Annotated in this window: 13 protein-coding genes; 9 read left to right on the top strand and 4 right to left on the bottom strand. The window is 67.3% G+C overall.

Going from position 1 to position 10886, the window contains the following annotated elements; translation table 11 throughout:
- A partial coding sequence (locus tag AC1D1G_RS34165) for a Bcr/CflA family efflux MFS transporter (protein ID WP_477955559.1) occupies positions 1 to 732 on the bottom strand: 732 nt, incomplete at its 3' end.
- A gap of 109 nt (positions 733 to 841) precedes the next feature.
- On the opposite strand from AC1D1G_RS34165, the gene AC1D1G_RS34170 reads away from it, so the two are divergent.
- Both AC1D1G_RS34170 and AC1D1G_RS34175 read left to right on the top strand, forming a co-directional pair.
- Positions 842 to 1636, top strand: a complete 795-nt coding sequence (locus tag AC1D1G_RS34170; protein WP_477955565.1) for a tyrosine-type recombinase/integrase — start codon at positions 842 to 844, stop codon at positions 1634 to 1636.
- Positions 1633 to 2481: a MinD/ParA family ATP-binding protein gene (locus tag AC1D1G_RS34175; RefSeq protein WP_477955560.1), complete on the top strand. Its 849-nt coding sequence runs from the start codon at positions 1633 to 1635 to the stop codon at positions 2479 to 2481. Before AC1D1G_RS34170 ends, AC1D1G_RS34175 begins: the two co-directional genes overlap by 4 nt.
- On the opposite strand, the gene AC1D1G_RS34180 is transcribed toward AC1D1G_RS34175, so the two are convergent.
- Positions 2478 to 3005: a murein hydrolase activator EnvC family protein gene (locus AC1D1G_RS34180; protein ID WP_477955561.1), complete on the bottom strand. Its 528-nt coding sequence runs from the start codon at positions 3003 to 3005 to the stop codon at positions 2478 to 2480. The two genes, AC1D1G_RS34175 and AC1D1G_RS34180, sit on opposite strands and share 4 nt — an antisense overlap.
- A 318-nt stretch (positions 3006 to 3323) precedes the next feature.
- Between AC1D1G_RS34180 and rpsB the strand changes: the two genes are divergently transcribed.
- From rpsB to AC1D1G_RS34210, 6 genes are all read left to right on the top strand, one after another.
- Complete coding sequence (gene rpsB, locus AC1D1G_RS34185; protein WP_005259344.1) at positions 3324 to 4208, top strand: 30S ribosomal protein S2; 885 nt, start codon at positions 3324 to 3326, stop codon at positions 4206 to 4208.
- Positions 4209 to 4320: 112 nt separating this feature from the next.
- A complete protein-coding gene (gene tsf, locus AC1D1G_RS34190) occupies positions 4321 to 5148 on the top strand; it encodes a translation elongation factor Ts (protein ID WP_105419397.1) in 828 nt (275 codons plus the stop codon).
- Between the two features lie 174 nt (positions 5149 to 5322).
- Positions 5323 to 6051, top strand: coding sequence for a UMP kinase (pyrH, locus tag AC1D1G_RS34195; protein ID WP_005240535.1), 729 nt, complete (start codon positions 5323 to 5325; stop codon positions 6049 to 6051).
- An 81-nt stretch (positions 6052 to 6132) separates the two neighbouring features.
- Positions 6133 to 6690 carry a ribosome recycling factor gene (gene frr / locus AC1D1G_RS34200; protein ID WP_005240537.1) on the top strand — a complete coding sequence of 186 codons (558 nt, stop codon included), beginning with the start codon at positions 6133 to 6135 and terminating at the stop codon, positions 6688 to 6690.
- A 28-nt stretch (positions 6691 to 6718) separates the two neighbouring features.
- Entirely contained in the window at positions 6719 to 7645 is a 927-nt protein-coding gene (locus AC1D1G_RS34205; protein ID WP_283334786.1) for a phosphatidate cytidylyltransferase, read from the top strand.
- Positions 7646 to 7655: 10 nt separating this feature from the next.
- A complete protein-coding gene (locus AC1D1G_RS34210) occupies positions 7656 to 8357 on the top strand; it encodes a class I SAM-dependent methyltransferase (protein WP_280781760.1) in 702 nt (233 codons plus the stop codon).
- A 10-nt stretch (positions 8358 to 8367) separates the two neighbouring features.
- On the opposite strand, the gene AC1D1G_RS34215 is transcribed toward AC1D1G_RS34210, so the two are convergent.
- Positions 8368 to 9219, bottom strand: a complete 852-nt coding sequence (locus AC1D1G_RS34215) for an HpcH/HpaI aldolase/citrate lyase family protein (protein ID WP_280781761.1) — start codon at positions 9217 to 9219, stop codon at positions 8368 to 8370.
- Between the two features lie 83 nt (positions 9220 to 9302).
- Entirely contained in the window at positions 9303 to 9716 is a 414-nt protein-coding gene (locus AC1D1G_RS34220; protein ID WP_283334785.1) for a LapA family protein, read from the bottom strand.
- Between the two features lie 114 nt (positions 9717 to 9830).
- Here AC1D1G_RS34220 and rlmN point away from each other — a divergent pair.
- Positions 9831 to 10886: dual-specificity RNA methyltransferase RlmN (gene rlmN / locus AC1D1G_RS34225; protein WP_477955563.1), on the top strand; the 1056-nt coding region annotated here is incomplete at its 3' end.

Genomic DNA, 10886 nt, shown 5'->3' on the forward strand with positions numbered 1-10886 from the left:
CACCATAGAGAACTGCCCCGGGCTGAGCCCGAGGACGTTCTGCACGACGAATGGGGACGCGGAGATGTACGAGAAGAGCGCGACGAACCCGAACATGAACGTGAACGCGTAACCCAGATAGACACGGTTGCCGACGACGTAGCGCACGTTCCGGAACAGTGCAGTGAGCCCGCCGCCGTGCCGGTTCTCCACGGGAAGCGTCTCCGGGACCAGGATCAGCACTCCCGCGAACATCGCCACACCGGCGGCAGTGAGAACCCAGAAGATCCCTCGCCAGCCGACCGGCCCGAGCAGGGCGCCGCCCATCAGCGGCGCGACGACCGGCGCGACCCCGCCGATGATCATCATGATGCTGAAGAGCCGGGCGGCGCTGTCTCCGCGGGCCCGGTCGGCAATGCAGGCGCGTGCGAGCACGATCGCCGCGCCACCGCTCAGCCCCTGGAAAAGTCGTGCAGCGATGAGGGTTTCGACGGTCGGCGCGAGAGCGCACGCCATCGCGGCGAGGGTCGTGACGACGGWGGCGCCGATCAGCAGGCGCCGGCGTCCGAGGCCGTCCGACAGCGGTCCCACGACGAGCTGACCGATGCCGAGCCCGGCCATGAATGTGGTCAACGTCAGCTGCACGCTCGGCGCGGACGTGTTCAGGCTCTCCGTCATCAGGGGGAGACCGGGGAGATACATGTCGGTGGCCAGCGGAGCGATCGCGGACAGTAACGCCAGGACACACAACATGGGGATGGAGATCGTTCGCTGCACAAAAGAACTCTAGCGGCGCGGCTGCTTGATTTATCTCCCGCCCGAGTCGACTGTTACCTCTACGAGCAGCGACCTGCCGGCACCGTTGGAGCTGGTACTCGACGAGTACGCGCGGCATCTCGGGCTCGATCGCGGCCGATCGCAGCACACCGTGAAGGCGTACGTCGCGGACGCGAAGTCGCTGCTGCAGCACTGGTTGTCGACGTCACCGGAGGCACACCTCGGCGAGCTCGACATCCAGGTGCTGCGGTCGTGGCTCGCGGGCCAGTCCGCGGCCGGCATCGCCCGGACGACCCTCGCCCGGCGGACGTCGTCGGTGCGCAACTTCACACCCTGGCTGCTGCGGACCCGGCGCATCGCCACCGATCCCGGCGCCCGGTTGGGTGCCGCGAAGGCCCACCGCACGCGGCCCCCGGTGCTGCGGCAGTCGCAGGCGGCCGGCGTGATGGATGCCGCCGGATCGGGCGCGCAGCAGAACGATCCGATCGCCCTGCGCGACCGTCTCATCGTGGAACTGCTCTATGCGACGGGAATACGGGTGGGGGAGCTGTGCGGCCTCGACCTCGGTTCGGTGGATCGCGAACAGTGGCTGCTGCGTGTGATCGGCAAGGGAGACAAGGAGCGCTCCGTGCCGTATGGGAAACCGGCCGCCGACGCCGTGGACCTCTGGTTGCACGTCGGCAGGCCCGCGGTCGCGACGGACAGTGACACCGCGGCAGATCCGTGGGGGCAGCAATCCTGGGACGGTCCCGCCCCTGAGCCGAGCCGGCATCAGGTGACCAGTCAGGATCTGGTGGCGGATGCTCTCCTCAAACGGGCACGCAGGGCGCCGAGCCGAGGGTGGCGGCGCGGACTGCACCGGCTCACCGGGGATCGGTGAATCCGGGGGAGTCGGCAGGTGAGGCGCGCGATGCGGCACTGCTCGACCGCATCCGGCAGCCGATCCAGGGGGACTATCGAATTGCATTCCTGTCCTTGAAGGGCGGCGTCGGCCAGACGACGACCACGATCGGGCTGGGATCGATGTTCGCGTCACTGCGCGGCGACTGCGTGATCGCCGTCGACGCCAACCCCGACTTCGGGACACTCGCACAGCGCGTGCCGCTGCAGGCGCATTCGACCGTCGGTGATCTCATCGCGGCGGAGTCGACGATCCGGCGTTACTCGGATGTGCGGGCCCACACGTCGCAGGCGCCGAGCCGTCTCGAGGTGCTCGCGAGTGAACAGGACCCGGCGATTTCCGAGGCGTTGAGTGAGGACGACTACCGGCGGGTGATCGACATCCTGCAGGTGTACTACAACATCATCCTCACCGACTGCGGCACCGGCATCATGCATTCGGCGATGAACGGTGTTCTGCAACTCGCCAATTCCGTGGTGCTGGTGAGCTCGCCGGCAATTGACGGCGCCCGCAGTGCCGCCGCCACGCTGGACTGGTTGCAGCACCACGGTTACGGGCACCTGGTCTCGCGGACGGTCGTCGTGATCAGCGCCGCCCGGCCCGGCTCGAGCACGATCGACATGACGGAACTGACCAATCACTTCCTGCTCCGGTGCCGGGCCGTGAAGGTGGTGCCGTTCGACGAGCACCTCGCCGAGGGTGCGGTGGTGGATCTGGATCTGCTGCGTCCCGCGACGCGAAAGGCGTTCGTCGAACTCGCGGCGATGGTCGGGGACAACTTCCCGGAGTCGGCAGGCAGGCACGCCGTCGCGGAGTGGCGCTAGCCGCCGACGGGTTCGAGCCGTACCGGAGCCGCGCGGACGAGTCTGAGCGGGTCGAGGTATTCGCGGTCGCGGCGAAGACCCCAGTGCAGGCACGCGGCGACGGGTGCGATGCAGCTCGGGTGCCCGGGTTCGAGCGTGCCGACGACGGTCCCGCGGCCCACGCGCTGCCCGGGGGTGACCCGGGCGGTCACCGGTTCGTACGTGGTGCGGAGCCCACCCGGGTGGTCGACGGAGACGACAGGCTTGCCGGCCACCGTGCCGGCGAACACCACTACACCCGCGACTGCGGACAGAACGGCCTCGTCGGGCACGCCGCCCAGATCCACGCCGCGATGGCCGGGAAGCCAGTCGCGCTCGGGATTGTCGAACGCCCGGACCACCCGCGGTCGTGGGTGCAGCGGCCAGTCGAATTCACCGGTCGGCGCGGCATCGGCGGGCGGGGCGGCGAGCGCCGCGCCGGTCAGCAGCGTGGCCGCCGTGGCCGCCGCCGTGAGTGCCCGCACGATCGCCCCGAATGTCGTCATGGATGGACGATCCCGCACGTCCGGGCCGACGAACGGGCAGCGGACGAGAATGTGGATCGACTACGTTTTGTCCACAGATCCTGCGAAACCCTTGCACGCGCGGCCGCGGTGTGGCAGGGGCGGTTAGGGCGTTCGGCGTGGAGGCCGTACACTGATCGAGCGGTCTGTGCTCCCACAGTCCGACTTCGCGCGCCCGCGCAGGTTATCGGCCATCGGCTGGTCTCGCATCTCGGTGTGAGTCCGATGGTTTGCGGGCGCCAGGGTGGAGCGTCTCGTGATGCTCTGCATCAACCGGCAATGAAAGAGAGATACACAGCCATGGCTGTCGTAACAATGAAGCAGCTGCTCGACAGCGGCACGCACTTCGGTCACCAGACCCGTCGTTGGAACCCGAAGATGAAGCGTTTCATCTTCACCGACCGCAACGGCATCTACATCATCGACTTGCAGCAGACGCTGACGTACATCGACAAGGCGTACGAGTTCGTCAAGGAGACCGTTGCCCACGGCGGCACCGTCCTCTTCGTCGGCACCAAGAAGCAGGCCCAGGAATCCATCGCGGCCGAGGCCACTCGCGTCGGGATGCCCTACGTCAACCAGCGTTGGCTCGGCGGCATGCTCACCAACTTCACCACCGTCCACAAGCGTCTTCTCCGCCTCAAGGAGCTCGAGGCAATGGAGCAGACCGGTGGCTTCGAGGGTCGCACCAAGAAGGAAATCCTCATGCTCACGCGTGAGATGACCAAGCTGGACCGCACTCTCGGTGGTATCCGCGACATGGCCAAGGTCCCCTCCGCGGTGTGGGTCGTCGACACCAACAAGGAGCACCTGGCCGTTGCCGAGGCTCGCAAGCTGAACATCCCGGTCATCGCGATCCTGGACACCAACTGCGACCCCGACCTCGTCGACTACCCGATCCCGGGCAACGACGACGCCATCCGCAGCGCCGCCCTGCTCACCAAGGTCGTCGCATCCGCAGTGGCCGAGGGCGTGCAGGCCCGTGCCGGACTGAGCGCCGACAAGGACGCGAAGCCCGAGGCCGGCGCCGGCGAACCCCTCGCCGAGTGGGAGCAGGAACTGCTCTCGCAGGCCGCGCCCGCCGCCGAGGCAGCGCCCGCCGCAGAGGCCGCTCCCGCAGCTGAGGCACAGGCGGCTCCGGCTGCCGAGGCCCCCGCAGCAGAGGCACCCTCCACCGAGGCCTGATCCGATGCACACGGCCCTGACCAGAGATCTTTTGGTCAGGGCCGTTTCACGGTCTGGTCCGAGTACTACCCTGACTTACGTCCCGACAGACATATGAGGAGGCTCGCTCACCATGGCGAACTACACCGCCGCTGACGTCAAGCGGCTCCGCGAGCTCACCGGCTCCGGAATGATGGCCTGCAAGAACGCTCTCGCTGAGGCCGAGGGTGACTTCGACAAGGCTGTGGAGCAGCTGCGCATCAAGGGCGCCAAGGACGTGGGCAAGCGTGCCGAGCGCACCACGGCCGAGGGCCTGGTCGTTTCCAAGGACGGCGTCCTGCTCGAGCTCGACTGCGAGACGGACTTCGTCGCGAAGAACGAAGACTTCCTGAAGCTCGCCGAGTCGATCGTCACGGTCGCCGCGGCAGCGAAGCCCGCCGACGTCGACGCGCTCAAGGAGCTCGACCTCGACGGCAAGACGGTCGACACCGTCATCCAGGAGCAGTCCGCGAAGATCGGCGAGAAGCTCGTCCTGAGCAAGATCGCCTCGTTCGACGGGCCGGTCGCGGTCTACCTGCACAAGCGCAGCGCCGACCTGCCGCCCGCCGTCGGCGTCCTCGTCGAGTACACCGGTGAGGGTGACGCTGCTGCGGAGGCCGCTCGCGGTGCCGCCATGCAGGTCGCGGCGCTCAAGGCCAAGTACGTCACGCGTGACGAGGTCCCCGAGGACATCGTCGCCAACGAGCGTCACATCGCCGAGGAGACCGCTCGCGCCGAGGGCAAGCCGGAGCAGGCTCTGCCGAAGATCATCGAAGGCCGCGTCAACGGCTACTTCAAGGACGTCGTGCTGACCGAGCAGTCCTCGGTGCAGGACTCCAAGAAGTCCGTCAAGGCGATCCTCGACGAGGCCGGCGTCACCATCAAGCGCTTCGTTCGCTTCGAGGTCGGTGCTTCGAGCTAGTCGTGTGAGTCGTATGGCCCCGTCGGACGAGTGCGCTCGCCCGGCGGGGCCTACGTATACCGCCACCGTCCTGATGAGGCAGGATGAAGATGGCCGTCTGAATGGGTCGAGTAGGCGCGTGGGTGTGCTCGGCCGCTGTCGAAATCGACGAGTGCTGTGGAACTGAGGAGAGCAATGTCCGAACCAGCCAACGAACGTACGGGATTCCATCGAGTCCTTCTCAAACTCGGCGGAGAAATGTTCGGTGGTGGCAAGGTCGGCCTCGACCCCGACGTGGTGACCAAGGTTGCGGAACAGATCGCCGAGGTCGTGCGGTCCGGGGTGCAGGTGGCGGTGGTCATCGGCGGCGGCAACTTCTTCCGTGGTGCGGAACTGCAGCAGCGAGGTCTGGACCGCGCGCGTTCCGACTACATGGGCATGCTCGGCACCGTGATGAATTGCCTTGCTCTGCAGGACTTCCTGGAGAAAGAGGGCATCGACAGCCGCGTGCAGACGGCGATCACGATGGGGCAGGTGGCGGAGCCCTACATTCCGCTGCGCGCTCAGCGGCACCTCGAGAAGGGCCGCGTCGTGATCTTCGGCGCCGGCATGGGCATGCCCTACTTCTCGACCGACACGACCGCGGCGCAGCGCGCACTCGAGATCGGCGCCGAGGTCGTCTTGATGGCCAAGGCCGTCGACGGCGTGTTCACCGCGGACCCGAACCTCGACCCGACCGCGACGATGTACACGCAGATCACGCACCGTGAGGTCATCGAACAGGGACTCAAGGTCGCCGACGCGACCGCGTTCAGTCTCTGTATGGACAACGAGATGCCGATCATGGTGTTCAATCTGCTGACCGAGGGGAATATCGCTCGGGCAGTGTCCGGTGAGAAGATCGGAACGCTCGTCAAGTCATGACGCGAGTGACACGCTCGACACCGGGTTTTCTCGAAACAGAGGCAGTGACGAATCGATGYAGAACGACATGGAGGAACAGCCGTGATTGATGAAGCTCTCTTCGAAGCCGAGGAGAAGATGGAGAAGGCTGTCACGGTGGCCAAGGACGATCTCGGATCGATCCGCACGGGCCGCGCGAATCCTGGCATGTTCAATCGCATCGGAATCGACTACTACGGCGCGTTCACCCCGATCACGCAGCTCGCCAGTATCAACGTGCCGGAAGCGCGACTGGTCGTCGTCAAGCCGTACGAGGCCTCGCAGCTCGGAGCCATCGAGACGGCGATCCGGAACTCCGACCTGGGCGTGAACCCGTCCAACGACGGAAACCTGATCCGCATCTCCGTTCCCCAGCTCACCGAGGAACGCCGCCGCGAACTGGTCAAGCAGGCCAAGTCCAAGGGCGAGGACGCCAAGGTGTCCGTGCGCAACGTGCGGCGCAAGGCGATGGACGAGCTGTCCCGGATCCAGAAGGACGGCGAGGCCGGCGAGGACGAGGTCGGTCGGGCCGAGAAGGAACTCGACAAGACGACCGCCCGGTACGTCGCGCAGGTCGACGAACTGGTGAAGCACAAGGAAGCCGAGTTACTGGAAGTTTAGTCACGAGACGAGGAGTGGATCGGGGACAGTGACCGTGCCAGCAGAACACGGGACCCCAGGGGGACCCATCTCGGAGGGCGACCCCTCGGAACCGGTCTCCGAGGGTGCGCCGGCGCCGGAGGCGGCCCCGGCCGGGAAGTCGAAGGCCGGGCGTAACCTTCCTGCCGCGATCGGCGTGGGCGTCGGTCTCGGCGTCGCGCTGATCCTGATCCTCGTCTACGTGCCGCTGGTATGGATCGCCGTGGTGGCCGTCGCGATGGCGGTCGCCACCTGGGAGGTCACCAAGCGCCTTCGGGAGGCCGGGATCAGCGCCCCCCGGATCCCGCTGCTCGCCGGCGGCCAGGCGATCCTGTGGCTGGGGTGGCCGTTCGGCCCGGTCGGGGTGCTCAGCGCCTTCGCGGGGACGGTGCTGGTCTGCATGGTCTGGCGTCTGTTCGACCACGGGCTGAAGGCGACACCCCAGAATTTCCTCCGGGACACCGCGATCACCGTGTTCGTCGCCTCCTGGATTCCGCTGCTGGCGTCGTTCGCTGTGCTGATGGTGTTGCAGGACGACGGCGCCGGGCGGGTGTTGTGCCTGATGATCGGCGTGGTCTGCTCCGATGTGGGCGGCTACGCGGCGGGTGTGCTGTTCGGCAAGCATCCGATGGTGCCGGCGATCAGCCCCAAGAAGTCGTGGGAAGGGTTCGTCGGTTCGCTGCTGTTCTGTGTCATCGGCAGCCTGCTCACGGTCACCTTGATCCTCGACGAGAACTCGATGATCGGCGTGCTCCTCGGTGTGGTGCTGGTGGTAACCGCCACGCTCGGCGATCTCATCGAATCCCAGGTCAAGCGAGAGCTTCGCATCAAGGACATGGGCACCCTGCTCCCCGGTCACGGCGGGATCATGGACCGTCTCGATTCCCTGCTGCCGTCGGCGTTCGTGACGTGGCTGGTGCTCACGGTTCTCGTCTGACCGCCCTGCCGTGACCATCCCCAGCCCGAACATCTGGCACTGGCCGGAGTGGTACGAGGTAGAGAACCGCGCCCAGGACGTGGACGGGGCGATCTTCCGTCACCTGCGTGGGGCCGTGGACTGGACGGGCGGCACCGTCGCCGACGTGGGCTGCGGGTCCGGCTTCCACCTCCCGGTCTTCGCCGAGTCCGCGGCCACGGTCTACGGAATCGAACCGCATCCGCCGTTACTCGAACGTGCGCGCACACGGGTGGGGCACCTGCCGAACGTCCGCGTGATCGAGGGCTCGGCCGAAGGCATACCCCTCGGCGACGCGAGCGTGGACGTCGTGCACGCACGGACCGCCTACTTCTTCGGCCCCGGCTGTGGCCGCGGAATCTGTGAGGCGATGCGGGTGCTGCGCCCGGGCGGCGCGCTCGTGGTGGTCGACCTGGACGCCACGGCCCATCCCTACGGCGAATGGATGCGGGCCGACCTGCCGCAGTACAACCCGGAGACCGTCGAGGCCTTCTTCGCGGCGCAGGGGTTCGACATGGTGCGCGTGGAGACGCGATGGCGATTCCCGGATCGGGAATTGCTGCGCGGAGTCCTCGGTATCGAGTTCACCAAGAAGACGGCATCGAAGGCGTTCGCGCAGACACCCGGCGTGGCTCTCGACGTGCGTTACCGCGTGCACGTCCGCCGAAAGCCCGCCGGGCTGCAGATTCTCTGACCGGCGTCGTTTACCGCGGTGCGATGTGGAAGAGCTTCGCGAGCGCGTTGATCTTCTTGGCCTTCGCCAGCTTGGGGAGGTCGCTGCCGTCCCGCACCCGGGAGCCGTCCTCGCCGAGGTCCGCGATCACGTCGAGCGCCCATTCGGCCTCGTCCGGGGACGGGCTGAGTGCGTCGTTGACCGGCGCCGTTTGCGCGATGGTCATGCACAGCTTCCCGGTCATGCCCATCGACAAGGTCAGCGCCGAGGCCCGGACCAGGGCGTCGACGTCGGTGCCGAGGGTGGGGCCGTCGATCGGCGGTGCGATCCGGGCTGCCCGGCTGGCGACCGTCAGCCGGGAGCGGGGGTAGGCCATCGCCAGCGGCGAATCGTCCATCCCGGTGTCGCGGCGGAAGTCGCCGCTGCCGAACGCGAGCCGGAAGGTGGCCTCCGTCCGGGCGATCTCGGGTGCGGCCTCGAGCCCCATCGCGGATTCGACGAGGGCGAGCACCTTCGTGCCCTCCGGGAGCCGCTCGGCGGTGGCGTCGACCTGCATTCCACTCTCGGTCTTGGCGAGCATGACGCCCTCGAGCCCGGGAACACCGTTCAGCGCTGCCAGGTCGTCCGCCCAGTAGGGTGTGGTCGCGTCGTTGATCCGCACCCACGCGCGCCGGTGCTCGCCGAGCCAGGCGACGACGTCGGCGCGGGCCCGGGGTTTGCGGTCGGGTGTGACGGCGTCCTCGAGGTCGAGGATCACGGCGTCGGCGGCGCTGGCATGGGCCGCCTCGAAACCCTCGGGTTTGCCGGCGGGAACCAGCAGCCAGGATCGTGCTTGTTCAGCCGCGATTCGCGGTGCCACAGTCGTCTCCATGTCGGCCTTCACAGTCGTGCCGTTCCGGTGATATCCACGACAGTAATTCTGCTCGCTCAGCGTCTGTGTAATCCACTTGCGTAACTATTGTTCAGTTAGAAATTACTGTTCAGGCGCCGCTGCCGGTTCGCGGCCCGGCGGATCTGGATGATGCGGACACCGCCCGCGAGGGCCATGATCACCGCGCCGGCGATCGCCGCGAACAGCAGTGTGACCCCCAGTGGGAGGGTGAATTCCCAGACGAACATTTCGAGGGTCACGCTGTCGAGGTTCTGCAGGATGAACACGAGAAGCAGTACCAGAACGACGATTCCGATCACCAGACCGGTCCACGTGGCGCCCACCCGGGTGTGCGTGATGCCCTTCCGGCGTGCGACGTCGGAATGCTCGGTGTCCGCCGGTGAGGTGTCGGGGTGCGGTGGGCCGGTGGGCACCGGACCGGTGCCGGGGCCGCGGCCGACTGGGACGTCCGGAGGGAAGTTCGAGGGGTCGTCCGGTGTTGTCGACATAAGTTGATCTTCACCCACCTGGGCGGGTTCCGCATGCGCATCGGGCGGCGAAACGACGTCGATCAGGCATCCGCACGACAACGACCCCCGAATCAATGGGACAATGGAGAAACTATGGCTGTCTCGCTTCCCCTCGTTTTCACCGCGCCCCGGCGTGGGATRYCGCCCAAGCATCTCGCGGACCTCGACTCTGCCGAGCGGCGGGAGGCCGTCAAGGAGCTGGGTCTGCCCGGGTTCCGGGCCGACCAGCTGGCCAGGCAGTACTACGCGCGGCTCGAGGCGGATCCGGAGAAGATGACCGATCTTCCCGCTGCCGTGCGCGAGCAGGTGGGCGCGGCCCTGTTCCCGACGCTGCTGACCCCGGTCAAGCACCTGGCCTGCGACGGCGGCGACACCCGCAAGACGCTCTGGAAGGCGAATGACGGGACGCTGCTCGAAAGCGTCCTCATGCGCTACCCCGACCGCGCGACGCTCTGCATCTCCAGCCAGGCGGGCTGCGGAATGGCGTGCCCGTTCTGCGCGACCGGTCAGGGCGGGCTGCAACGCAACCTGTCGACCGCCGAGATCGTCGACCAGGTGCGTGCCGCCGCGGCCGCGCTACGCGACGGCGACGTCCACGGCGGTCCTGGCCGGTTGTCGAACGTCGTCTTCATGGGAATGGGGGAGCCGCTCGCCAACTACAAGCGAGTGGTCGCCGCCGTCCGTCGCATCACCTCGCCCGCCCCCGACGGCCTCGGGTTGTCGCAACGCTCCGTGACGGTATCGACGGTGGGTCTGGCGCCCGCGATCCGCAAACTCGCCGACGAGGACCTCAGCGTCACGCTGGCCGTGTCTCTGCACACCCCGGACGACGAACTGCGCGACACCCTGGTCCCCGTGAACAACCGCTGGTCGGTCGCGGAGGTCCTCGACGCCGCCCGCTACTACGCGGACAAGTCCGGCCGCCGCGTCTCGATCGAGTACGCGCTGATCCGGGACGTCAACGATCAGCCGTGGCGCGCCGACCTGCTGGGCAAGAAGCTGCGCAAGGCGCTCGGGCCGCTGGTGCACGTGAATCTGATCCCGCTGAACCCCACGCCGGGCAGTGAATGGGATGCGAGCCCGAAGCCGGTGGAGAAGGAATTCGTCCGGCGCGTGCTGGCGCAGGGTGTGTCCTGCACGGTCCGGGAC

Source organism: Rhodococcus sp. P3_B8, assembly GCF_056402775.1.